We start from the raw sequence: 22,808 nt of genomic DNA on the forward strand, positions 1-22,808 counted from the left end.
CGACAGCCGGATGTGAGGGATCCGCTGCGACAACTTTCTCGGGCATCCTTGGTGCGATGGACGCCGAGGTGCTGGAGCGCGCGCGTGCCGGCTCGGGCGAGGCGTTCGGTGTGATCTACGCCGAGCTCGCCGGGCCGGTGTCGGCGTACCTGCGCGCCAAGGGGGTCGCCGAGCACGAGGACCTCACGAGCGAGGTCTTCATCGCGGTTTTCCAGGGCCTGCCGGGGTTCGAGGGTGACGTCGTCGGGTTCCGCTCGTGGGTGTTCACGATCGCGCACCGCCGGGTGGTCGACACCTGGCGACGTGCCGGGCGCCGCCCGGAACCGGTGCCCTACGAGCCGGAGGACGACGCGCGGACCGCCGCGAGCGCGGAGGTCGAGGCCCTGGACCGGGTCGGGCAGGAACGTGCGCTGGCGCTGCTCGACCAGCTCACCCCGGAGCAGCGCGAGGTGCTCGTGCTGCGGATCGTCGCCGACCTCCCCATCGACGAGGTCGCGGTGGTCGTCGGGCGTCCGCCGGGCGCGGTCAAGGCGCTCCAGCACCGCGGCCTGGCCGCCTTGCGCAGGATCCTGGCGAAGGAGGGCGTATCCCCGTGAGCCCCCACGACGATGACCAGAGTGTGATCGACGCTCGGGACGAGGCCGTCATCGCCGGACAGGCGGTGGCGCCGGAGGACGCTGCCCTCGCGCAGTGGGCCGCCGAGCTGCGCGCGAGCGCCGTCGCACCCGAGCCGAGCGCGGCGCTGGCCGACCTCCTCGAGCACGGCGCCGGGCTGCGCGTGGTGGGGGCGCCGCCGCGCCGCCGGCACCGCGTGGCGCAGGTGGCCGTCGGCAGCGCGGTGGCCGCGGCGATGCTGGTGGGCGGGACTGCGGCTGCCGCCGCGGTGCGCGACGGCGTGCCGGTGACCGAGCTCCCGCACGCGATCACGCAGCGCATCGGCGACGCCGTGGGCGACGTGCTCGTGGCGGTCGGGGTTCGCGAGCCGGCCGACGAGGCGACCGCGACCGACCCGGCTGCCTCCGTGGTCGGCGACCCGAGCGGTGACCCGACCGACGACGACGCGACCGTCGGCGTCCCGCCCGGCCACGGTGTCGCGGACCAGGCTCCGGGTCGCACCGACGACCCGGCTCAGCAAGCTCCCGGCCTCGACGAGGACGGCCCAGGTGCGTCCGAGGACGCTCCGGGTCACGACGAGAACGGTCCAGGTGCGTCGGAGGACGCCCCCGGCCTCGGCGGCACGAACCCGGGCCTCGGCGACGAGCAGGGCAACGGCAACGGCAGCAGCTCCGGCGACGGCGGCGACGGGCCGGGCCAGAGCTCGGACGACCACGGCTCGAGCACCGGCACCGACGACACGACCACCGGCACCGGCACGTCCGGTTCGGGTGCTCGCTCGGGCGGCTGACGAGACCCTCGGGGACCGTCCGGGAGAAAGTTCCGGGCAGGCCGTATCCCGGCGCGGGGCGCGGGCGATGACCCCGGTGGAAGCGGCGTGATCGCCGACCACGGACCGACGGAGGTCGACACAGCATGAGCACCACGGCACTGACCGCAGTCCTGGCCAAGTTCGCCGGGCTCAACGTGGCCGCGAAGGCGGCCGTCGGGATCGCCGTCGCCACCGGCGCGGTGGGCGCGGCGGCCGGTGTCCCCGCGGTGATCCACGAGGTCACCGCGAACGAGGAGGCCGTCGTCGCGGACGTCCCCGAGGACCCGACCGTCGAGGACCCCGCCGAGGACCTGACCGACGACGGCACCGACGACTCGGATGACGCGACGGACGACGCGACCGACGACTCGGCCGACGCTCCCAGCGACGACCCGACCGACATCGGCAGCTGGCAGGACTACGACACGTTCGGCGAGTGGGTCTCGCTGCAGGCGCGTGAGGGTGGCGTGAACGGTCAGCAGATCGCGGCCGCCGCGCACGAGCGCAACCAGCTCCGCGCCGCGGAGCGGGCCGGCACGGCGGACGCCGACGCGGACCAGGACCAGGACCAGACGCAGGATCAGGACCAGGACCAGACGCAGGACCAGGACCAGGACCGGGACCAGGCCCAGGACGGCACGTGCGACAACGACTGCGACGGCGACCAGGACCAGACGCAGGACCAGGACCGGGTCGGCGCGCCGACCGAGGCGCCGGGCAAGTCCGGCGAGCAGCACGGCAAGAACGGCTGAGCCAGCTCACCGGATCGCTGGCGGGTCAGATCCGGTGAGGGTCCGGGCACGGGGGTGCCCGGACTGACGAGGCACGCGGCGCCCTTCCTCCCCAGGGAAGGGCGCCGCGTTGCGTTGTGCGGGGTACGCCGCGCGGGTGGCCGAGGTTGCGGTCTGGTCACGTTTCCCGGCTGAGTGCGGCCCTGGGGTGCGATCTCACTGCCCCGGCTCCTACAGTTCCCTGTTGGCCTAGGTGCAACTCGTGTTGCGCGAGCCGCTACGCTCTAGGCGTTCTTGACCGAGGCATGACCTCGGCGCCAGCAGGGAAGACCTGAAGGAGACCCCAGCAATGTCTGACGATCACGCTGCGGCGGATCGCGGCCCGGACGCGGGCCTCCCGGCCGAGTCCGAGCTCCACGGCCACGGCGCGGGCGACGGCCGCTCGGTGCAGCGCGTGGCGGCGGTCCTCGAGTTCGTCGCCGGGCGGTCGCTCGGAGCGGCGCCCGGCGTGGTGGAGATCGCCCGCGGCACCGGGCTGGAGAAGTCCGTCGTGTCCCGCCTGCTGCGCACGCTGGCGGACGCGGGTCTGCTCAGCCGGGACGAGGGGTCCGGCTACCGGATCGGTGCCCGGCTGTTCGCGATCGGCGTCGCCGCGCACGACGCGCGCCTGGTCGAGCTCGGCGAGCGCGTGGTCGCCGAGCTCGCGGACCGGTTCGGCGAGCGGTCGGAGCTGTTCACCCGCACCGCCAACCGCTGCATGACGGTTGCCACGGCCGCGCCCGACTCGCCGCTGCAGGTCACCGGATGGGTCGGGCTCACCTACCCGCTCGCCTCGAGCGCGGCGGGTCGCGCCCTGCTGCTCGACCACGACGACGTGGCCGTCCGTCGCGTCGTCGAGGCGGTCGGGGTCGGCGGTCGTGGTCCGAACGCTCCGCACGACTCCCTGGACGTGCTCGGCCGGCTCGCGGCGGACCGGGCACGGGGCTACGTCCTGGCCGTCGAGGAGGTCGACCGGGACCTGATCGGCATCGCGGTGCCGGTGCGCGGCGCGCAGGGCCGGATCATCGCGTCGCTCGTGGTGTCGGGCCCGGTGGACCGCTTGCGGGCCCGGCTCGGCGAGGCGGCCAAGGCGCTGCTGGACAGCGCCACGGAGATCTCGACGGCGCTCGGCGCCGGTCGACGTGACGACGCACCGATGGAGGTGAGCCGATGAGTGACCTACCCAGCTACGTCGCCAGTCGCTGGGACGACATCCTGATCAGCTTCGGCGAGCACCTCGAGCTCGTGCTGATCCCGATCATCGCGGCGACGCTGCTCAGCATCATCGTCGCGCTGGCCGTGGAGCGGCACGCGATCGTGCGGGAGATCGTGACCACGACCTCGGCGCTCGCGCTCACGATCCCGTCGCTGGCGTTGTTCGTCCTGCTGATCCCGCTCGTCGGGCTCGGGCCGACCGGCGCGTACATCGGTCTGACCATCTACGCGATCTACCCGATCTTCGTCACCGCGGTGACCGGGCTCAGCACGGTCGACAAGGGCGTGCTCGAGTCCGCGCGCGGCATGGGGATGGACCCGCTGCGCCGGATCGCGGTCGTGAAGCTGCCGCTGGCCTGGCCCGTGGTGCTGGCCGGGATCCGCACCACGACCACCGTGATCTGCGCGATCGCGGTCGCGGCCGCCTACACGCAGGGTGGCGGCTTCGGCGAGTACCTGTTCTCCGGCGTCAACCGGCTCGGGGGCGCCAACGCCCTGGCCCAGATCATCGTGGGGATCGTCGGCACAGTGCTGGTCGCCCTGCTGCTCGAGGCGGTCTATGCGGTCGTCGAGCGTCTCACCGTCTCGAAGGGAATCCGCTGACATGGCTGACATCACCGCTACCCCCGCCGGTGCGCCCGCCGTTGCCGCCAACGGGGGCGCCAACGGTTCGCGGACGATGATCGAGCTGATCGACGTCACGAAGCGCTTCCCCGGCCAGCACGACCCCGCCGTGGGGAACCTCAACCTCGCGGTGCCCGAGGGCGAGATCGTCATGCTGATCGGTCCGTCCGGCTGCGGCAAGACGACCTCGCTGAAGATGATGAACCGGCTGATCGAGCCGACCAGCGGGCGCATCGTCATCGACGGCAAGGACGTCACCGACGTGGACGTCGACGAGCTGCGCCGCACCATCGGATACGTCATCCAGCAGATCGGCCTGTTCCCGCACCAGACCATCGCGGCGAACGTCGGCACCGTGCCGCGGCTGCTCGGCTGGAAGAAGGACCGGATCACCGCTCGGGTGGACGAGCTGCTCGCCCTCGTCGGCCTGGAGCCCAAGGACTTCCGGGACCGGTACCCCAAGGAGCTGTCCGGCGGGCAGCAGCAGCGCATCGGCGTCGCCCGCGGCCTCGCGGCCGACCCCGACGTGATGCTGATGGACGAGCCGTTCGGCGCGATCGACCCGGTCACCCGCGACCGGCTGCAGGACGAGTTCCTGGCGCTGCAGGACCAGGTGAAGAAGACGATCTGCTTCGTCACCCACGACCTCACCGAGGCCGTCAAGCTGGGCGACCGGATCGCGGTCTTCGGTCACGGCGGCAAGCTCCACCAGTTCGACGTGCCGGCGAAGGTGCTCTCCGAGCCGGCCGACGACTTCGTCGAGGAGTTCGTGGGCGGCGGCGCCGCGGTGCGGCGTCTGGCCCTGGTGACGCTCGACGACATGCCGCTGCGGGACGTCGCCAAGGCGGGCAAGGGGCGCGTCTCCCAGGGCGACCTGGTCGCCGAGGTCGACGGCTCGGGCCGGCCGCGTCGCTGGCACCACGTCCCCGGTCACGAGGACGAGAAGGTCTCGATGGTGACCATCGGCAGCGACGCGAGCCTGCACGCGGCGGTCGACCAGATGCTCACCGACCACGTGCCGGTGGTCGCCGTGGTGGACGACGAGGGTCGTCTTTCCGGCGGTCTGCGCTGGGAGGACCTGGTCACCGAGCACACCGACCAGGCGATCCAGGATGCGGTGAGTGACGCGGGCGCCGCCGGGGCCGAGCGCGACGAGCAGGCCGGGACGGTCGGGGGTGACGGCTCGTGACCGCTCCCTCCGGGGCCCAGACCGCGGAGCAGGACGAGCTCCGCCGGCTCGCCGAGGAGGCGGAGGCGCAGCGCCGGGCCGAGGCGGCGGCCGAGGACGCCCGGGCGGCCCGTCGGCACCGCGTGCGCAGCATCCTGGAGCTGGTCGTCTCACCCGTCGTGGCGGTGGCCGCCGCCGTCGGGGCGCTCGTGCTGATGGGCGGCGAGCTCGACTCGATCGAGGCGCGTGCGCTGGCGCCCGAGGAGGTGCTCCTGCGGCTCCAGCAGCACCTGGTGCTGTCCGGGTGGTCGGTGTTCTTCATCGTGATCATCGCGGTGCCGCTCGGCGTGATCTTCTCCCGGCCGTTGTTCGCGCGGTACCGGCCAGGTCTGCTGACCTTCCTGTCGTTCGCACAGGCCCTGCCGCCGCTCGGCGTGATGTTCCTGCTGCCGGCCTTCATGGGCTTCGGCGTCCCGACCGCGGTGACGGCGATCGTGATCGCCGCGGTGCTCCCGGTGCTGCGCAACGTGCTGGTGGGCCTGGGCCGGGTGGACCGCAGCCTGATCGAGGCGAGTCGGGGGCTCGGCCAGTCGAACGCCCAGACCCTGTTCCGCGTCGAGCTGCCACTGGCCGTGCCGGTGATCATCGCGGGCATCCGGGTCTCGCTGGTGCTCGCCGTGGGCACCGCGGTGTTCGGCGCGTTCATCAACGCCGGCGGCCTGGGCTACCTCATCGACACGGGGCAGAAGCTCAACCGCGACTCCGTCACCCTGGTCGGCGCCCTGCTGGTCGCCGCCCTCGCGCTCACCGTCGACTGGCTGTCCGCCGTCGCCGAGCGCGTCTTCCGACCTCGGGGCCTGTAGCCCCGTGGGGGACCCCCCGTCCCCGCTGTGTTCCTGACCGGATCACCTCGACCCTGACCCACGCATCCGACACCGAAGAGGACATCGTGAATCGCACCCTCACCGCCGGGGCCCTGCTCGCCGGCACCGCTCTCCTGCTCACCGCTTGTTCGTCCGGAGGCTCCTCCGGTGGCGGGGAGGGCCCGCTCGCCGGCGCGAAGCTCTCCGTGGGCGGCAAGGACTTCACCGAGCAGCTGATCCTCTGCGAGATCAGCGACGCCGTGCTGGCGGACGCCGGTGCCGACGTGACGAACCGCTGCAACATCCAGGGCACCGAGGCCACCCGCCAGGCCCTGCTGTCCGGCGAGATCGACACCTACTGGGAGTACACCGGCACCGGCTGGATCACCCACCTGGGCAACACCGACCCGATCCAGGACTCCCAGGAGCAGTGGCAGGCGGTCAAGGACCAGGACCTCGCCGAGAACAACATCGTCTGGCTCGACTACGCGCCGTTCAACAACACCTACGCGCTCGCGGCCAACAAGGACACGATCGCCCAGTACGGCAACATCTCGACGCTGAGCGACCTCGCCGAGGTCAACAACAACGGCGACATGCCGGGCCTGTGCGTCGAGTCGGAGTTCAGCGTCCGCAACGACGGCCTGCCGGGCATGGAGGAGAAGTACGGCACGACGTTCTCGTCGGACCAGATCTCCGAGCTCGCCACCGGCGCCATCTACCAGGCGACCGGTGAGGGCGACTGCGAGTTCGGTGAGGTGTTCACCACCGACGGCCGGATCGTGCAGTACGACCTGACCGTGCTCGAGGACGACCAGAGCTTCTTCCCGATCTACAACCCGGCTCCGAACGTCCGCAAGGAGGCCATGGACGAGTACCCGGCGATCGCCGACGTGTTCGCCCCGATCTCGGCCGCTCTGGACAACGACACCATGACGCAGCTCAACGCGTCGGTGGACGTGGACGGCAACGACCCGGCCGACGTCGCGCGCGACTGGCTGACCTCGGAGGGCCTGATCGGCTGATCCGGATCGGCGCCGCTCGACGACGCCTGAGGCCTGACGGGCCCCGGTGGAGGAGACTCCGCCGGGGCCCGTGGCGTTGCCGGACGGTGCGGATCGGCTGCGGGGTCGGTCGCGTCCCGCGGTGGCCGGCGCTCGCAGGCGCGGGGCGGCCGGCGGCGGGCCTGGCGGCTCAGCGAGGCCGGCGGCTCAGCGGGGCCGGATCCGCTGGAGGTAGGACTCGGTGTCCGCCGACACCCGAGTCCCGGTGCGCCACCCGACGGCCCGGCTGAGCCGCACGACGTCGTCGTAGTCGACGGATCGGCGCCCGGAGCGCGGTCGGTACAGCCGCACCCAGATCCCGTGGCTGGTGGCGTGGTGCGTCGCGAGCCAGGACTCGAGCGCTGCGGCGTCGGCGAACTGCTCGATGTCGAGGCCTTCGGCGTCGTCGAGGGTGGTCGCCGCCTCGGACGGTTCGTCGAGGGCGTTCGGCCGGCGCGCGTCTGGCGCCGGCTGCGCGGTCGGCGGTTGCCCCTCGGGGAGCGGCGGTTGGTCAGGCATCGGCGCGCTCCTCGCGCTCGAGCCGCTCGACCGCGTCGAGCAGCAGGTCCAGTCCCAGGTCGAAGGTGTCGCCGAACCGGTACCCGGGTGTCGTGGCGACGTGCCCGGCGAGCTCGACGAAGTGCGGGTACCGGTCCGCGGGGAAGGCTGCCGCCATCTCGCCGGCCATCTCGGCGATCGGTTCCTCGCCGTGGTGGGGGAGGTTGGCCTCCTGCATCGCGAAGCCGTAGAGGTACGCGTCGAGGATCGCGTAGGCGTGCGCGGTCACCTCGAGCGAGAGCCCGGAGCGCAGGGCGCCGAGCACCGCGTCGTGGTGGCGCAGCTGCGCCGGGCCGGGCACCGGCCGGGACTCCATGTACGGCGGCGCCCACGGGTGTCGCGCGAGCACCTCGCGCGCGGAGACGTACCTGGCCCGCACCGCGGCACGCCAGTCGTCGCGGGTGGGGGGCAGGGCGATCTCGGCGAAGACCAGCTCGACGATGCCGTCGAGGATCTCCTCCTTGGACGGCACGTGGTGGTAGATCGTCATCGGCTTCGTCCCCAGGGCCGTCGCGAGGCGTCGCATCGTGAAGGCCTCGAAGCCGATCTCGTCGGCGAGTGCGAGGGCGCCGCGCAGCACGCGGTCCTTGGTCATCGGCTCCGCCATCGAGTGCACCTTCCTGGTCGCGTGCACGACCCATCCTCCCGGCTCCGGGCGAGTCGCTGCACGGTGCCGGCGGTCGGGTTCCCGCCGACCTGTTGACGAATCGTACTAAGTACGGTTACGTTCGTCGACATCGAGTCGTACTAAGTACGAACCACCGTCCTTGAGGAGCAGCCATGACCAGCACGACCCGGACCCGTGGAGGGTCCTCGAACGGCCTTGACGTCTCGACCGGTGCCGGGGCGGTGGAAGCGTCGACCGCCGCGTCCGCACCTCGTGCCTCGCTCGCCGCGCCCATCGAGTCCGGCCCGAGCGTGGCGGACGGCCCGAGCGTCTCGCCGACCCGCGCGGCGCGGGTCGCCGGCATCGGCTACCTGGTGATCTACGCCTTGGCGATCATCGCCAACTTCGGCGTGATCGACCGGTTCGTGGTCGCGGGCGACGCGGCTGCGACGACCGCGAACCTGGCCGGGTCGCTCGGCATGGTGCGGGTCGGGTTCCTGGCGTTCCTCGTGGTCTTCGTGGCCGATGTGGTGGTGGCGTGGGCCCTGAACGTGGTGTTCCGCGGCGTGAACCGCGACCTCTCGTTGCTCGCTGCGTGGTCTCGGCTGACCTACACGGTGTTCCTCGGGGTCGGGCTGGTGTTCTACCTGGACGCGATGCGGCTGCTCGGTGACTCCGGGTATGCCGAGGCCTTCACTGCCGAGGGGCTCGAGGCGCGGGTGGCCCTGGCGATGGAGTCGTTCAACGACACGTGGTTGATCGGCCTCGCGGTGTTCGGCGTGCACCTGCTGCTGCTGGGCGTGCTGGTGCTTCGCTCGGGTCTGGCGTCGCGGGTGATGGCCTGGCTGCTGCTGGCGGCCGGCGCGGCGTACCTGCTGGACACCGTGCTGCACTCGGTGCTTCCCGGGTATCCGGCGATCGCGTCGCTGATGCTCGCCGTGGTGGCGGTCCCGTCGATGGTCGGCGAGGGCTGGATGGCGCTCTGGCTGCTGCGCACGAAGCGGCTTGCCGGCTGACGGGACGCTTCACGGCGTCTGCGGCGGGTCCGTCCTCGGGGGCGGGCCCGCCGCTCTGCGTGGGCGGGGCGGCTCTGGAGCGGGCGACCGATCCGGGCCGCGCTCAGACCTCGACGGAGGCGACGACCCGGTCGAAGAGGCTGAGCATCGCGTCGGCGAGCTGGACCATGGGTGTCGCGAACACCAGGCTGAACGTCTCGGGCTGGTCGTCGGCCGGCGGGGGGCCGCTGGGTCCGGCGCCGGAGATCCAGTAGTCGGCGAGGAGCTGCCCGGCGCTGCCGGCCCGCTCGTCCTGGATCACCCGGACGCGCCTGACCACCCGCCCCCGGTCGGTCGAACCGTCCGACCAGCTCTCGTCCTCCCCGACCGCGGCGCGCAGGGTGGCGACGCCGTCGTCGTCCAGGCGCAGGCCGGGCACCCGGTACACGGTGAGGGACGCCGGGATCGGGGTGTCGCCGGCACGCATCGTGGAGAACGCCATCAGCACGGCACCGGACCCGGCCGCCTGCATCGCCGCGACGTCGAGCTGGTCGACCAGCGCGTCGCGGACCGGCTCGAGATCCTCGGCCGTCCCGGTCTGCGCCGTGACGAGCGCGGCGAGCGACGCACGCCGGACTTCGGGGTCGGTGAGGTCCACGGCGTGCCAGGCGTCGGGCAGCCGGAGCCGCAGGTCGTGGGGGACGGGGTCGGTCACCCCGCCACCCTGCCACGTCTGGCTCGGGTGCCGTGTCGCCGGTGCGCCCCGGGTCCGTCAGACGCGGTCGAGGTCGGTCAGACGCGGTCGAGGAAGGCCAGGACGCGCTCGACCACCCGGTCTGTCTGCGCGGCGTCGTAGCCGCCCGTCGAGCTGTCGACGAAGAGGTGCACGTCGCCCGGGTAGGTGAACAGTGCGCCGTCGCTCGCGCTCGCCACGAGCTCCCGCGCCGCGTCGATGTCGCCCTCCTCGGCGAAGAACGGGTCGTGGTCCATGCCGTGCACCTGCACGGGGACGTCGGCGGGCCAGGCGGAGCCGAACTCCGAGGGAGGGACGCAGGCCTCGAGAAGTACGGCACCGCGAGCACCGGCCCGGTTCTGCGCGAGGTTCTGCGCGCCGAGCACGCCCATCGAGATGCCGGCGTAGACCAGGCCGGAGGGGAGCGTCTCGACGGCGTCGGCCGCGCGACCGATCACGGTGCCGAACCCGACCGACTGCACGTACGCGAACCCGTCCTCGATCGTCGGGAAGACCCGCCCCTCGAACAGGTCGGGTGCGTGCACCTCGTGCCCGGCGTCGCGCCATCGCTCGGCGAGGGCGCGGACCCCGTCGGTGAGGCCCATGACGTGGTGGAACAGGACGACCTCAGCCATAGTGCCAACCTCTCTCGAACAGGTTCCGCCGAATGGCGCGTGCGCAGATGATTCGCCGGACCGCCGGACCGCCGGACCGCCGGACCGGCGTCGCGGATCGGACCCGCGGACCGGCGTGGCGGACGGGTCTCGCCGCCGGCAGCCGCCGCACATCCGCACGCACCAGCATGCCCGCACCCTCCGACATTCGTGTCGTCCGATACGCCGGGGTGTGGGTGTGTTGCGCCGAGTTCCGCGTCCTTCGATGCGGGACAGCGGAGTGGACACCGGGTAGGTCAGGTGTCGGCTGATGCGGGTCTGTGCGATGCACACCGGGTGGGTCGGGTGTCGGCTGATGCGGGTCGGCGGGGTGGACACCGGGGTGGGTCGGGTGTCGGCTGATGCGGGTCGGCGGGGTGGACACCGGGTGGGTCGGGTGTCGGCTGATGCGGGTCGGCGGGGTGGACACCGGGTGGGTCGGGTGTCGGCTGATGCGGGTCGGCGAGGTGGACAACCGGGTCGGTCGCATTTCGACTGGTGCGGGTCGGTGAGACGCCATCGAGCCGGTCGCCACGGGCTGGTGCGGGACTGCGGACGTCGGCACCGGGTGGGTCGGGTGTCGGGCCGTGCCGCGCGGGTCCGTCAGCGCATGTCGCGGTAGCGCTGGGCGAGCGCGACTGCTGCGGCGACGTCGTCGGTGCCCGCCTGCTTCGGCGGTGACTGGAACCACGCGGCGGGGTCGGCGGCGTAGATCGAGCCGTAGGCGGCGGTGTCGCGCTGCGTGCGCCAGCCCTCAGACAGCGGGCCGAGGTCGTAGGCGTCATAGCCGAGCTCGTCGAGGAGCGCCGTGACATCGGCCTTGGCCGCCTCGTCGTCGCCCGCGATCGCGAGCGCGCTGCGGTCCGGACCCGCGGGCCGGCCGAGCGTCGCGAGGTGCACGAACGCGATGTTGTTGAACACCTTCACCACCCGCGAGCCCGGCAGATGAGCCTGGAGCAGCTCGGAGGTGGTCGTCGACTCGTCCTCGAGCTCGGGGATCACGCCGTCGCGCTGCGGGTAGTAGTTCATCGTGTCCATCACGACCTTGCCCTCGAGCTCGGCGACCGGGACCTCCCGGTACGACCCGAGCGGGATCGTGACCACCACGACGTCACCCTCGGCCGCCGCCGTGCGGGCATCCGCGGCGCGCGCCCTCGGGCCGAGCTCGGCGACGAGCTCGCCGAGCGTCTCCGGGCCCCGCGAGTTGCTCATGATCACGTCGTGCCCCGCCGCCACGGCGAGCTTCGCGACGGTCGAACCGATGTTGCCGCTACCGATGAATCCCCAGGTCGTCATGACCGTGCCAACAGCCCGCCGGCTGAGACATTCCCGGCCGGACGTTCCGCCTGCCGCGGCTCCTAGAGTGGCGCCATGACCTCCGCCCTCGTCCAGGTCGACGAGCTGCGCTCCGCGCTCGCGACCGACCGCCCGCCGCTCGTGCTGGACGTCCGCTGGACGCTCGCGGGGGCCGACCGGGACGGCTACCTCGCCTCGCGCATCCCCGGCGCCGTGTTCGTCGACCTCGACGCCGAGCTGGCCTCGCCGCCGGGCGACGACGGACGGCACCCGTTGCCCACCGCCGAGCAGCTCACCGGCCTCATGCGTCGCGTCGGGATCGTGCCGGGCCGCGGCGTCGTGGTCCTCGACGGCGGAGCGGGCGGGGCGGCCGCGCGCGCCTGGTGGTGCCTGCGCTGGGCCGGGCACGCCGACGTGCGGGTGCTCGACGGCGGGCACGTCGCGTGGCTCGCGGCCGGCGGTCCCGTCGAGTCGGGCGAGCCCGCTGCCGGTGCGTCGGGTTCGCCCGCAGCCGGAACTGCTCCGGCGGGTTCGGCCGGAGCCGGCACGACGGCGAGCGAAGGCGACGTGCCGGCCGAACCGGCGCCATCCGACGTCGTCGTCCGGTTCGGCTCGATGCCCACCGTCGACGTCGACGCGGTCCTCGCCGGAACGGTCGGCTCGTTGCTGGACGCCCGGGCGGCCGAGCGGTTCCGCGGGGAGGTCGAGCCGGTCGACCCGGTCGCCGGCCACATCCCCGGCGCACACAGCTGCCCGACCACCGACCTGCAGGCCCCCGACGGCCGGTACCTGCCCGCCGGCGAGCTGCGGGACGTGATGCTCAGCAGCGCCGGGATCGACGACAGCCCGAACGCCGGCCCGATCACCGCGTACTGCGGGTCCGGCGTGACCGCCGCGCAGCTCGTCCTCGCCGGCCACGAGGCCGGCCTCGACCTGGCCCTCTACCCGGGATCGTGGTCGCACTGGGTGCGGGACGCCTCGCGGCCCGTCGCGACCGGACCCGAGACGTGACGGCCGGCCCGAACCGCCCCGAGCGTCCGGACCCGCACGTGCGCCCGTTGCGGTACTCCGACGGCCTCAGCCTCCAGCTGGGCGCCTCCGCGGTGCTCGTCGTCCTCGGCTGGTGGGTGGCCGACCCGACCGGCTCGTGGCTCGGGCTCTCCGGCGCGACCTGGCTCGCCGCCGCGTTCGCGGTGCCGGTGGTGCACCAGCTCTACGTGTGGGCCGCCTGGCGCAGCGAGCTGCTCCACCGCACCTGGACCCGCCGGTTCGGCGACCGGGCGCTGCGGGTGTTCGGACTCGGCTTCTTCGTGCTGTTCGCGTTGCGCCCCGTCACCATGGTCGGGCTCGCGGTGGCCGACCGCGGAACCCTCTGGACGCCCGGGCCCGTGAGCTGGGTGGCCGCCGCGCTGCTGGCAGCCCCGGCCGTGTGGACCCTCGCGTCGGTGGTGCTGTTCTTCGGTGCGCGGCGGGCGCTCGGGGTCGACCACTTCGTTCCCGGGTTCGACGAGCCGTTCGTGCGTCGCGGTGCGTTCGCCCACGTCCCGAACGCGATGTACACCCTCGCGTTCCTGCTGCTCTGGGCGATCGCCGTCGCCGCCGGCTCGCGCGCCGCGCTGGTCGCCGCCGCCGTGCAGCACGCGCTGATCTGGGTGCACTACGTCGCGACCGAGCGACCCGACATGCAGGTGATCTACGGTGGCCGACCGCTGAGCAGCTCGCCGCCTCGCTGATCGGCCGGCCCGCGTCGCCGACCCGCCTCGCCGACCCGGCGCTCGCTCGCGCCGACGGTGCCATCCTGGTGGCGAGCCCCACGCTGCGGTGGGGCAGGGGCCCGGAGGAGGGCGCCGTGCGACGTCGGGAATCGGTGCGCGAGTACCTCGGGGCCGCCCTGTGGGTGCTGCCGTTCCTCGCCGGCAACGTCGCGCTGCTCGTCGGGTTCACCGTCGCGTCGATCGAGCCGGCGCCCGGCTCGTGGCTCGAGGCGTTCGCGTTCCGCGGCTCCAGCGTCCAGGCGCGGGAGCTGCTCGTCGCGATCACCGGGACGGTCGTCACCGTCATCGCCCTGGTCCTCGGCCTGTCCGTGGTCGCACTCCAGCTGACCTCGACCCAGTTCTCCCCGCGCCTGCTGCGCAACTTCCTGCGCGACCGGCCCAACCAGGTGGTGCTGAGCGTCTTCATGGCGACGTTCGCCTACTCCGCCGCCGGCCTGTTCACCGTCGGCGTCGGCGCCGACACCGAGACGTTCCCGCGGCTCGCGGTCAGCGGGGCGATCGCGCTGCTCTTCGTGAGCATGGCAGCCGTCGTGTACTTCGCCGACCACCTGTCGCACTCGATCCAGGTCGACGCGATCATGCAGCGCGTCCAGGGCGACGCCTTGCGAGTCGCGCGCCGGCTGCCGGACGAGATCGCCGACGACGTACCCGCACCCGCACCGTGGGCGGTCCCGGTCCCGGCCCGGCTGTCCGGCTACGTCGACACCGCCCACCCCGAGCTGCTCCTCCCGGTGGCCGTCGAGCACCGCGTGAGCATCACGCTGACCCGACGGGTCGGCGAGCACGTCGTCGCGGGCACGCCACTGGCCCTGGTCTGGACCCCGTACGAGGACGACCCGCCGCCCGACGCCCATGCGATCGAGCGCGCCCTCGACCAGGCCGTCGGCATCGGCTTCGAGCGCACCCGCCAGCAGGACGTCGCGATCGGCATCCGCCAGCTCGTCGACGTCGCCTCGAAGGCGCTGTCACCCGCGGTGAACGACCCCTACACGGCGGTGCAGGCCGTGGACCACCTCGCGGTGATCTTCGCGACGCTCGCCGTCCGCCCGCTCGGGCCCCAGGTCGGACGATCCGGCGGCGTGGTGGTCGTCGTGCCGAGCCGCCGGTTCGGCGAGTACCTGGCCACGATGTGCGGGCTGGTGCGCCGAGCCGGCGGGCGCGAGCCCACCGTGATGGCCGCGCTCCTGCGGCTCCTCGAGACCTGCGCCTACGCAGCGCGGGACGACGCCCAGCGGCTCGACGACATCGAGGCACAGGTACGGCTCGTGGTGGTGAGCGCGGAGCAGGCCACCGCCGACGAGGGCGACGTCGCCCCGGTGCAGGCCGCCGCCGGGCTCATCCTCGAAGCGATTGAGGCGTACCGCCCGCGCGGCTGACGCGTCAGGACGTGGTGCCGTCGACGTAGAACCACGCACCGCTCTCCCGGACGAACCGGCTGACCTCGTGCATCGAGCCCCGTCCCGCCGGCGAGCGGTGGTACGCCCGGAACTCCACGACGCCCGCGTCGTCCAGCAGACCGCCCCGCTCGGTGCGCAGCACGTCGAGCCGGTACCACCCCAGCTCGGGGTCCAGGCTCAGGTCCGCCGGACGGGTCGACGGGTGCCAGGTGCGCTCCAGGTAGGCCACGTCGCCCAGCGCGAACGCACTGAACCGGGACCGCATCAGCGCCTCGGCGCTCGCCGCCCGCCCGCCCGAGTGCAGCGGCCCGCAGCACTCGGCATACGGCAGGCCGGTGCCGCACGGGCAGCGCGTCGGTTTCACCGGTCCAGTATCGGGCGTCCGGCCGACGCGGGTCCGCTCGCACTCGACGGCCCGGCGCGCGCGACCGGGGACGTCCTGCTCTGCCGTCGCCCGCGGGGCGGCGGGAGACTTGAGGTACGGCTGGAGGTGGCGACGATGCCCCGTCTGCTGAGGTTGGCAATGGTCCTGGCCGGGCTCGGCCTGGCGCTGGTCGGAGCTGTGTGGGTGTCCCTGGAGCAGAGCTGGGGCCATCAGATCGTCGCGCCGCCCTACGGCGACTTCGTGGTCGGCCAGACGGATGGCGCGATGAGCGTGACCGGAGCGCTGGGCGACGTGTGGGTCGAGCCGGCCGACGGCGACACCTGGGTGGTCCTGCGCAGCGTCGAGGGCACCGACCCGGAGGAGCTGTTCCGCGGCGCACAGGAGGACGCGCAGCTCTACGCCGAGACCGAGGCCCGCGTGGTCGTGGTCGAGGGTGACCGGGCCGAGGTGGAGGCCTGGATCGCCGACCACGAGCGAGGCCCGCAGCTGTTCGGACCGATCGTCCTGCTCGCAGCAGGGACCGCGATCGTCCTGGCCGGCCTCTTCGCCGGGCGTCACCGCACGACCGTCCACGCCGCGTGACGCCGCGGCACGATCGGTGCGCCCCGGGGCCTCCGACCCGGCTGAGTCCTCGACCCGGCCGAGTACCTCGCGACCTCAGCCCTGCGACGGCCCCAGGTACGGTCGCAGGCCCGCCAGGTCGGCGGGGCCGAGCCGGTCCGCGGCGTGCTTGACCTGATGCCACTGCGGGTACGGCAGCGACGGCCGGCTGACCTGCTCGAGCCGCGCCAGGTCGCTCGTGGTCAGCGTGAGCGACGCCGCGGCGAGGTTGTCCGTGAGCTGGTCCAGCCGGCGCGCCCCGAGGATCACCGACGTGACCGCAGGCTGGGCGAGCAGCCAGGCCAGGGCGACCTGCGCCGCCGAGACCTCGTGGGCCTCGCCGATCTCGGTCAGGGCGTCGACCGTGGCGTACAGCCGGTAGGCGTCGCGCACCGGCGGCTCGCCCCAGTCGGTGAGGTGGCGGCCCTCCTTGGGCCACGAGTCGCGGCGGTACTTGCCGCTCAGCAGGCCACCGGCGAGCGGACCCCAGATCAGGATCCCGAGGCCCTGGTCCACCGACAGGGGCACCAGCTCGGCCTCGGCGTCCCGGGACTGGAGGGTGTAGTTGATCTGCTGGCTGACGAACCGCGTCCACCCGTGGGCGTCCTGCGCGGCCAGCGACTTCATCAGCTGCCAGCCGGCGAAGTTCGAGACCCCGACGTAGCGGATCTTCCCGGCCCGCACCAGGTCGTCGAGGGCGGACGCGAACTCCTCGACCGGCGTCACGCCGTCCCACTCGTGCAGCTGGTACAGGTCGATGTGGTCGGTCCGCAGCCGGGTGAGGCTGGCCTCGACCGCGCGGATCAGGTGGTGGCGGGACAGCCCGGCGTCATTGGGGCCGGCGCCCATCGCGAAGCGCGCCTTGGTGGCGATCAGGACGTCGTCACGACGACCCTCGAGCACCTCGCCGACGATCTCCTCGCACCGGCCGTCGGAGTAGGCGTCCGCGGTGTCGATCAGGTTCCCGCCCGCCTCGAGGAACGCGTCGACCATCGAGCGCGCCTCGTCGGTCTCGACGCTGCCCACCCGGGCGAAGCCGCCGACCCCGCCGAACGTCGCGGTGCCCAGTGCCATGGTGGACACCCGCAGGCCTGAGCGTCCGAGCTGCCGTTGCTGCATGTTCGGGAGGGTAGTGGCGCCGGGACGCCCGATTCTGGGACGTCACCGGGACGGCTGTCGCCCGTTCAGGTGGTTTTCCACGGTCCGTTCGGCAGGTCCTCCGCGTCGGGGCCCGTCCGGCGGCTGGGCAAGCGGACCCTGGTGGGCCGCACGACGCGCGGGCACGCTGGAGCCATGACGGGTGGCGACCTGAGCCCGCACCGGGCCGCGGCGCTCGCGTGGGTGCTGGACTCCGACGAGCCCGCCGCGAGGTGGGTCGTGCGCAGCGCCGTGCTGGACGACCCGGCCGGTGCGACCGCGGACCGTCGCCAGATGCTGGCCGACCCGGGGACCGAGGCGCTCCTGCAGCGGCTCGGCGACTGGTCCGCCGGTGTCTCGGCGTCCGGGCACAACAGCCCGGCGTACACCCCGAACCTGCTCACGCTCCTCGCAGACCTGGGGGTCGGCCCGGGGGACGACCCGCGCGTCGACGGCACCCTGGACGCGATGCTCGAGTGCCGGCTTCCGGACGGACGGTTCGCGGCGGGCGTGGTCGGGCGCGGTGCGACCGAGGTGACCTGGGGTTCGCTGCTGTGCGACACCCACGCGATCACCGAGGTGCTCATGCGCTACGGCCGGGGCGCGGACCCGCGGGTCGAGCGCGCGCTCGAGCTCACGCTCGAGGATCTGGCGGACACCGCGCAGGGGGTCGCGTGGCCGTGCCGACCTGACCCGGTGACCGGGTTCCGCGGTCCGGGCAGGCGAGGTGACGTGTGTCCCCAGGTCACCCTCGAGGCCCTGCGCGCCTGGTCGTGGCTCCCGCGCGAACGACGCCCCGCACAGGTGCTGGAGGCCGCGCGCGTGGTGCTCGGCGTGTGGCGCGAACGGGCCGGCGCGAAGCCCTACATGTTCGGCCACGGATACCAGTTCAAGGTCGTCAAGTGGCCTGCGACCTGGTACTCGGCGCTGGGTGTCCTCGACGTGCTCGGCCGCTACCCGGAGCTGTGGGGCGACGAGGGCGACGAGGGCGACCGTCGGTCGCTGGCCGAGCTGATGGCCTGTGTGGCCGCGTACAACCTCGACACGGAGGGTCGCGTCACTCCTCAGTCGTGCTTCCGTGGGTTCGAGGCCTTCTCGTTCGGTCAGAAGGGGCGACCCTCACCCTTCGCGACGGCTCGCGTGCACGCGGTGCTGCATCGCCTTGACGCGCTCGCGGCGCAGGCGGCCGCGGTGGACGTCCGGCAGCTCGGTTCGTCGAAGGGCGGGACCGGGGTGCCGAGGCCTCCGAGGATCCCCGCCGGCGCCGGGTAGGGCGGCGGGCCGGGCCGTGGCCGTCGCAGCCCGTGCCGGAGCGTGCGGCCCGCACCGGTCACAGCCCGCGCCGTCGCTCCCGGCCGTCAGCGGCGGCGTGCCTTCGCGGCGGCGATCTTCTTGGCCAGCCGGGCCGCGCGGACGATCTGTGCGGTGCGGGCGTCGCGGGCCCTGGCCAGCCGCCCGGTCGCGGCGAGGACCGCTGCCGCGGTCAGGCCTGCAGCGAGCAGCAGCCGGGCCGGCTCCACCGCGGGGATCCAACGCACGTGCCCGTTCTCGATCACGTAGACCCCGGCCGGCTTGACCTTGAGGCCGAAGCCGCCGGCACCGCCGCCGTCGCCCTTCGAGCCCTCGCCGGTGGCACCACCGGACCCGCCCATGGCCTTGGCCACGGGGATCACGGTGACCTCGCCGCGCTCGATCGGCTCGCCGAACACTCGCCCCACGGTCAGCGCGTCCCGCGCGCCCTTCACCAGCTCGTCCACGTTCATGTGTCTCCTCGTGAGTGCGTCTCGCCGGATCGATCCTTCCAGTCTGGCGCTCTGCTCGTGAGGGCGTCGACGGCGAGTGCGATCGCGACACCGGCCCCGTTGGCCGCGAGATCCCAGGGGGACGTCGGCCAGGAACCCGGCACTCCTCAGGCCAGCGTGATGCTCTGCGCCCCGGCGGCGACGGCCTCGACGATCGTGGCTGCCCCGACGATCGTGGCGCCTGCGCGCAGGTCCGCCTCGGTGATCCCGCGCGGCCCCGTGCACGCCGAGCAGAGCCAGAGCTCGCCGCCAGCGGCGACGAGCGTCGTGACGAGGTCGGCGACCGGGGTCATCCCGGGTGCGGCGATCCCGTCGGCGCCGCCGAGCGTGCCGAGGTGCACGGCGTCGACCGTGCAGACGACGGTCACCTCGTGCCCGGCCGCGGCCGCCACGCAGGCCGCGTTGAGCGGGATGGTCGCGCGCTCGGGGTCGTCGGCGGCGTGCGAGCAGGGGAAGAGCAGGTGCGCCACGGCGGTCTCCTTCGTCCGGAGGTCATGACGGTACGGCGAACGCGGGGTGGCGGCATCAAGGACGCGTCGTCGCGCGACTCAGGCGTACCGTCGCGGCATGCCCTCACTGAACGACGGAACGACCATCCCCAGCATCGGCTTCGGCACCTACCCGTTGCGTGGTGACCAGGGGACTGCCGCGGTCCTCAGCGCCCTCGACCTCGGCTACCGGCTCATCGACACCGCGGTGAACTACGGCAACGAGGACGCCGTCGGCCGCGCGGTCGCGCGCACCGACGTGCCCCGCGACCAGATCGTCGTCACGACGAAGCTTCCCGGCCGCGACCACGGCTACGACGAGACGCTCGCGTCCTTCGACCGTTCCACCGCCGCGCTGGGCCTCGACACGGTCGACCTGTACCTCATCCACTGGCCCAACCCGAGTGTCGGCAAGTACGTCGAGACGTTCCGCGCCATGGTCCGGCTCAAGGAGGAGGGCCGGGTTCGCTCGGTCGGGGTCTCCAACTTCACGCCCGAGTTCCTCGACCGTGTGGCCGACGCCACCGGCGTGATGCCCGCGGTGAACCAGGTGGAGCTGCACCCGTTCTTCCCGCAGGTCGAGCTGCGGGCGTTCCACGCCGAGCACGGCATCGTCACCGAGGCGTGGAGCCCGCTCGGCAAGGGCGCCCCGGTCAAGCAGACGGCCCCGGTGGTCGCGGCCGCAGCCGCGCACGAGGTCACGCCCGCGCAGGTGATCCTGCGGTGGCACCAGCAGATCGGCTCGGTGCCGATCCCGAAGTCCGGCGACCCTGGCCGGCAGCGCGAGAACCTCGACCTCGACGGGTTCACGCTCAGCGACGCCGAGGTCGAGGCGATCACGGGCCTCGGGCGCCCGGACGGCCGGCTCTTCGGCGGCGACCCGAACACCCACGAGGAGATGTAGCCCGCAACGCGACGCCGGAGCGTCCGGCGGGCCGGGCGGGCGCCCTCCGGTAGGCAGGTCGAGGTGACGCTGCTTACCGGGAGCCGAAGGTCGCCTCGCGCGCGCTGGCGGTCGGCGCAGGCCCGTGGACGAATGCGAGCACGTCGCGGGGAACCTGCGGGCTCGACGCGGTCCGCAGGCCGTTGGCCGTCGGGTACTCGACGAGCCTGGACCGCGGGATCAGCTCCGCCGTCTCGGCGGCCAGCGCCGGCGCGAAGACCCGGTCCTTCCCACCGACGACGATGAGCACCGGCACGTCGATCCGAGGCAGCGCGGCGCGGCCGTCGTAGGCCTGCTCCGCGCGAGTCTCGACCAGCACGTCCGCGAGGTCGTAGTCGCGGGTGGCGAGCCAACGGCCGATCAGCGGGCCGAGTGATCGGCGCAGCGTGGCCCAGGAGGGGCCCGGGACGATCTCCTCGAGCACCGCGGCGCCGGCGTCGGAGAACCGGCCGGCGCTGAGCGCCTCACCGAACCGGCCGTCGGCGTCCTTGCCCCACTCGGTGATCTGCCAGGCGGTGCGGACGACGGCGAGGCGGTCGAGGAGCTCGGGACGGTCCGCGGCCAGCTGGAGGGCGATCAGCCCGCCGAGCTCCTCGCCGACCACGACGTCGACCTTCCCGCCCAGCTCGGTCTCGATGACCTCGGCGTAGTCGGCCGCCATGTCCGCGACCGAGTAGCCGGTGGGCATCCCGCGCCGTCGCGTCGCTGTCCACACGGTGAAGCCGTCGTCCAGGTACGGCCGCAACGACCCGGCCATCATGGCGAGCTCGCGCGGCGAGGGGAGCGCGCTGCCCGGGCCGCCCATGATGGCCAGCAGCGTCTTGTCGCCGCCGTCCCACACGGCGTACCTCATGCCGTTCGCGAACGTCCCGGTCTGTGCCGCCGGCACCGGGCGCCGGGTCGCCGCCCTCAGGATGATCGCGGCGAGCGCCACCGCTGCCATCGAGGTGAGAACCGTCCGTGTGAGCCGCATCCTGCGCACCTCGCCCTCGTGTCGAGCCTGCCCCGCCGGGTGGAGGCGAACAAGGGACGAACGGGACGGGCGCTCCGCCGAGTCGGCCCGTGCGGGCCGGCGGCACGGCGCTCACCGAGCAGGACTAGCCAGATGGGGTGATGGTCGCCGGGATCGCGCATCCGCCACGCCGGCCTCTGCCAGGATGCGGCGCAGCGGAGGCGTGAAGGGGGCGACGTGATCATCATCTGGGGCTGGCGCGCGATTCGGAAGGTGCTCGGGAGCGGCAGGTTCTTCTGCCCGCAGTGCGGTGGTGACACCGACTACAAGCACCTGGCCCTGCGGCGCTGGTTCACCATCTTCTTCATCCCGATCATCCCGCTGAAGGACCTGGGCACCTGCGTCGAGTGCTCCCGGTGCCGGACGGCCTTCACCGAGCGAGTGCTCGACGTCACGACGCTCGAGGTCTTCGCGCACCACCAGGGCCTCGCCAATCGCGCCGTGGTCGCGCACCTGGTGTCGCTGTCGCCACCGGTAGACGACACGACGGTCGGTGAGGGCCTGCTGGCCCTCGCCTCGGCCCCGGGTGTGCGGGACGGGTACGACGGAGAGGCTCTGTCGGCGGACGTCTCGTTCTTCGCCGACCCCGGCGCCGTCGCCGCGTACCTCCGGCCGATCGCTGCCGAGATGACGATCGAGGGCCGCGAGGAGTTCCTGCGGCGGATGATCGTGCTCGTTGCCCGGCTGCCGCATGCGGGCCCGTCGGCGGGGCTCGCCATCGAGCACGTCGCGGCAGCTCTTGCCGTGAGCCCCGCGCACCTCGCAGGGATCCGGCAGCACGTGCAGAGCGGTGCGCCCGCGGCCGGTGGTGATCTGTGATCCCCGCTCCGCCCGAGGGGGCGTCGGTCCTGTTCAACCCGCCCCCGGGCTGGGCGGCGCCGGCCGGGTTCGACCCGCGACGGGGCCATCTCGTCGACCCGGCGTGGCCGAGCGCGCCCGAGGGCTGGGCGTTCTGGCTGCCGGACGCATCTGCCGGGCGGGAGCACGCAGCGTTGCCGTCGACGACCCTTCGCCCGACCCAGGCCGAGGCGCGCAGCGTGCGCCTGCGGAACCGGCTCATCGTCGTCGGCGCGGTCGTGGTCGTCGTCGGCATCGGCCTCGCCGCGTGGGCGGGTCTCGCCTCGTCGTCGAACCAGCCCGGAGCAGGTTCGTGCTGGGGCGGGAGCTCGGAGTGGCTGCACGAGGTGCCGTGCAGCTCGGCCGAGGCCGACTACGTCGCCGTCGGCCGGACGGCGAGCCCGGATGAGTGCCCGTACACGTCCGACACCTACCTCGATCTCGGCGACGCGATCCTCTGCCTCGAGCCGAACTGACGGTC

The 22,808-nt window shown here is 73.2% G+C and carries 27 protein-coding genes; 17 read left to right on the forward strand and 10 right to left on the reverse strand.

The genetic code is table 11. The features are described 5' to 3' along the window. Window positions 1–56 precede the first annotated feature (56 nt). The 8 genes from OEB99_RS02130 to OEB99_RS02165 all read left to right on the forward strand — a co-directional run bounded on the left by OEB99_RS02130 (window position 57) and on the right by OEB99_RS02165 (window position 7,091). On the forward strand, window positions 57–596 hold the full coding sequence (locus OEB99_RS02130) for an RNA polymerase sigma factor (protein WP_263508013.1): 540 nt from the start codon (window positions 57–59) through the stop codon (window positions 594–596). After that, on the forward strand, window positions 593–1,405 hold the full coding sequence (locus tag OEB99_RS02135; protein WP_263508014.1) for a hypothetical protein: 813 nt from the start codon (window positions 593–595) through the stop codon (window positions 1,403–1,405). The genes OEB99_RS02130 and OEB99_RS02135 overlap by 4 nt, the downstream gene beginning before the upstream one ends. A gap of 125 nt (window positions 1,406–1,530) precedes the next feature. Then, window positions 1,531–2,178 (forward strand): hypothetical protein, encoded by a 648-nt coding sequence (locus OEB99_RS02140; RefSeq protein WP_263508015.1) that lies wholly within the window; start codon window positions 1,531–1,533, stop codon window positions 2,176–2,178. A gap of 328 nt (window positions 2,179–2,506) precedes the next feature. After that, complete coding sequence (locus tag OEB99_RS02145) at window positions 2,507–3,370, forward strand: IclR family transcriptional regulator (RefSeq protein ID WP_263508016.1); 864 nt, start codon at window positions 2,507–2,509, stop codon at window positions 3,368–3,370. Then, window positions 3,367–4,014 carry an ABC transporter permease gene (locus OEB99_RS02150; protein WP_263508017.1) on the forward strand — a complete coding sequence of 216 codons (648 nt, stop codon included), beginning with the start codon at window positions 3,367–3,369 and terminating at the stop codon, window positions 4,012–4,014. The genes OEB99_RS02145 and OEB99_RS02150 overlap by 4 nt, the downstream gene beginning before the upstream one ends. Before the next feature lies 1 nt (window position 4,015). Continuing rightward, window positions 4,016–5,224: an ABC transporter ATP-binding protein gene (locus tag OEB99_RS02155; protein ID WP_263508018.1), complete on the forward strand. Its 1,209-nt coding sequence runs from the start codon at window positions 4,016–4,018 to the stop codon at window positions 5,222–5,224. Beyond that, the gene (locus tag OEB99_RS02160) at window positions 5,221–6,066 is read left to right on the forward strand and encodes an ABC transporter permease (protein WP_263508019.1); all 846 of its coding nucleotides are present in this window, start codon (window positions 5,221–5,223) and stop codon (window positions 6,064–6,066) included. Before OEB99_RS02155 ends, OEB99_RS02160 begins: the two co-directional genes overlap by 4 nt. 86 nt (window positions 6,067–6,152) lie before the next feature. Continuing rightward, window positions 6,153–7,091 carry a glycine betaine ABC transporter substrate-binding protein gene (locus tag OEB99_RS02165; protein WP_263508020.1) on the forward strand — a complete coding sequence of 313 codons (939 nt, stop codon included), beginning with the start codon at window positions 6,153–6,155 and terminating at the stop codon, window positions 7,089–7,091. A gap of 186 nt (window positions 7,092–7,277) precedes the next feature. Here the strand turns inward: OEB99_RS02165 and OEB99_RS02170 are convergent, their stop codons facing one another. Both OEB99_RS02170 and OEB99_RS02175 read right to left on the reverse strand, forming a co-directional pair. After that, window positions 7,278–7,628, reverse strand: a complete 351-nt coding sequence (locus OEB99_RS02170) for a YdeI/OmpD-associated family protein (protein ID WP_263508021.1) — start codon at window positions 7,626–7,628, stop codon at window positions 7,278–7,280. Beyond that, window positions 7,621–8,301 carry a TetR/AcrR family transcriptional regulator gene (locus tag OEB99_RS02175; protein WP_263508022.1) on the reverse strand — a complete coding sequence of 227 codons (681 nt, stop codon included), beginning with the start codon at window positions 8,299–8,301 and terminating at the stop codon, window positions 7,621–7,623. Before OEB99_RS02175 ends, OEB99_RS02170 begins: the two co-directional genes overlap by 8 nt. A gap of 146 nt (window positions 8,302–8,447) precedes the next feature. Between OEB99_RS02175 and OEB99_RS02180 the strand changes: the two genes are divergently transcribed. Continuing rightward, the gene (locus OEB99_RS02180) at window positions 8,448–9,290 is read left to right on the forward strand and encodes a DUF4386 domain-containing protein (RefSeq protein ID WP_263508023.1); all 843 of its coding nucleotides are present in this window, start codon (window positions 8,448–8,450) and stop codon (window positions 9,288–9,290) included. Window positions 9,291–9,393: 103 nt separating this feature from the next. Here the strand turns inward: OEB99_RS02180 and OEB99_RS02185 are convergent, their stop codons facing one another. From OEB99_RS02185 to OEB99_RS02195, 3 genes are all read right to left on the reverse strand, one after another. After that, window positions 9,394–9,984 carry a hypothetical protein gene (locus tag OEB99_RS02185; RefSeq protein WP_263508025.1) on the reverse strand — a complete coding sequence of 197 codons (591 nt, stop codon included), beginning with the start codon at window positions 9,982–9,984 and terminating at the stop codon, window positions 9,394–9,396. A 77-nt stretch (window positions 9,985–10,061) separates the two neighbouring features. Further along, window positions 10,062–10,637 carry a dienelactone hydrolase family protein gene (locus OEB99_RS02190; RefSeq protein WP_263508026.1) on the reverse strand — a complete coding sequence of 192 codons (576 nt, stop codon included), beginning with the start codon at window positions 10,635–10,637 and terminating at the stop codon, window positions 10,062–10,064. A gap of 621 nt (window positions 10,638–11,258) precedes the next feature. Continuing rightward, window positions 11,259–11,951: an NADPH-dependent F420 reductase gene (locus OEB99_RS02195; protein ID WP_263508028.1), complete on the reverse strand. Its 693-nt coding sequence runs from the start codon at window positions 11,949–11,951 to the stop codon at window positions 11,259–11,261. A gap of 75 nt (window positions 11,952–12,026) precedes the next feature. On the opposite strand from OEB99_RS02195, the gene OEB99_RS02200 reads away from it, so the two are divergent. The 3 genes from OEB99_RS02200 (at window position 12,027) to OEB99_RS02210 (ending at window position 15,102) form a co-directional block, all read left to right on the forward strand. Then, on the forward strand, window positions 12,027–12,962 hold the full coding sequence (locus tag OEB99_RS02200) for a sulfurtransferase (protein WP_263508029.1): 936 nt from the start codon (window positions 12,027–12,029) through the stop codon (window positions 12,960–12,962). After that, entirely contained in the window at window positions 12,959–13,684 is a 726-nt protein-coding gene (locus OEB99_RS02205) for a phosphatidylethanolamine N-methyltransferase family protein (RefSeq protein ID WP_263508030.1), read from the forward strand. The genes OEB99_RS02200 and OEB99_RS02205 overlap by 4 nt, the downstream gene beginning before the upstream one ends. Before the next feature lie 116 nt (window positions 13,685–13,800). Continuing rightward, window positions 13,801–15,102: a DUF2254 domain-containing protein gene (locus OEB99_RS02210; RefSeq protein ID WP_263508032.1), complete on the forward strand. Its 1,302-nt coding sequence runs from the start codon at window positions 13,801–13,803 to the stop codon at window positions 15,100–15,102. Window positions 15,103–15,106: 4 nt separating this feature from the next. Here OEB99_RS02210 and OEB99_RS02215 read toward each other — a convergent pair whose 3' ends face one another. Further along, window positions 15,107–15,487, reverse strand: coding sequence for a YchJ family protein (locus OEB99_RS02215; protein ID WP_263508033.1), 381 nt, complete (start codon window positions 15,485–15,487; stop codon window positions 15,107–15,109). A 135-nt stretch (window positions 15,488–15,622) separates the two neighbouring features. Between OEB99_RS02215 and OEB99_RS02220 the strand changes: the two genes are divergently transcribed. Then, window positions 15,623–16,090 (forward strand): hypothetical protein, encoded by a 468-nt coding sequence (locus OEB99_RS02220; protein WP_263508034.1) that lies wholly within the window; start codon window positions 15,623–15,625, stop codon window positions 16,088–16,090. Window positions 16,091–16,165: 75 nt separating this feature from the next. Here the strand turns inward: OEB99_RS02220 and OEB99_RS02225 are convergent, their stop codons facing one another. Beyond that, the gene (locus OEB99_RS02225) at window positions 16,166–17,227 is read right to left on the reverse strand and encodes an aldo/keto reductase (protein WP_263508036.1); all 1,062 of its coding nucleotides are present in this window, start codon (window positions 17,225–17,227) and stop codon (window positions 16,166–16,168) included. Between the two features lie 174 nt (window positions 17,228–17,401). On the opposite strand from OEB99_RS02225, the gene OEB99_RS02230 reads away from it, so the two are divergent. After that, window positions 17,402–18,517, forward strand: a complete 1,116-nt coding sequence (locus OEB99_RS02230) for a hypothetical protein (RefSeq protein WP_263508037.1) — start codon at window positions 17,402–17,404, stop codon at window positions 18,515–18,517. Window positions 18,518–18,603: 86 nt separating this feature from the next. On the opposite strand, the gene OEB99_RS02235 is transcribed toward OEB99_RS02230, so the two are convergent. Beyond that, window positions 18,604–19,008: a spore germination protein GerW family protein gene (locus OEB99_RS02235; RefSeq protein WP_263508038.1), complete on the reverse strand. Its 405-nt coding sequence runs from the start codon at window positions 19,006–19,008 to the stop codon at window positions 18,604–18,606. A gap of 146 nt (window positions 19,009–19,154) precedes the next feature. Continuing rightward, entirely contained in the window at window positions 19,155–19,517 is a 363-nt protein-coding gene (locus OEB99_RS02240; protein WP_263508039.1) for a DsrE family protein, read from the reverse strand. A gap of 97 nt (window positions 19,518–19,614) precedes the next feature. On the opposite strand from OEB99_RS02240, the gene OEB99_RS02245 reads away from it, so the two are divergent. Beyond that, the gene (locus tag OEB99_RS02245) at window positions 19,615–20,439 is read left to right on the forward strand and encodes an aldo/keto reductase (RefSeq protein WP_263508041.1); all 825 of its coding nucleotides are present in this window, start codon (window positions 19,615–19,617) and stop codon (window positions 20,437–20,439) included. Between the two features lie 73 nt (window positions 20,440–20,512). Here the strand turns inward: OEB99_RS02245 and OEB99_RS02250 are convergent, their stop codons facing one another. After that, window positions 20,513–21,451, reverse strand: coding sequence for an alpha/beta fold hydrolase (locus tag OEB99_RS02250; RefSeq protein ID WP_263508043.1), 939 nt, complete (start codon window positions 21,449–21,451; stop codon window positions 20,513–20,515). Between the two features lie 216 nt (window positions 21,452–21,667). Between OEB99_RS02250 and OEB99_RS02255 the strand changes: the two genes are divergently transcribed. Both OEB99_RS02255 and OEB99_RS02260 read left to right on the forward strand, forming a co-directional pair. After that, window positions 21,668–22,309 carry a zinc ribbon domain-containing protein gene (locus OEB99_RS02255; protein ID WP_263508044.1) on the forward strand — a complete coding sequence of 214 codons (642 nt, stop codon included), beginning with the start codon at window positions 21,668–21,670 and terminating at the stop codon, window positions 22,307–22,309. Continuing rightward, on the forward strand, window positions 22,306–22,803 hold the full coding sequence (locus OEB99_RS02260; protein WP_263508045.1) for a hypothetical protein: 498 nt from the start codon (window positions 22,306–22,308) through the stop codon (window positions 22,801–22,803). The genes OEB99_RS02255 and OEB99_RS02260 overlap by 4 nt, the downstream gene beginning before the upstream one ends. The last annotated feature ends 5 nt before the right edge of the window (window positions 22,804–22,808 follow it).

Source organism: Actinotalea endophytica, assembly GCF_025717005.1.
Classification (GTDB): Bacteria; Actinomycetota; Actinomycetes; order Actinomycetales; family Cellulomonadaceae; genus Actinotalea.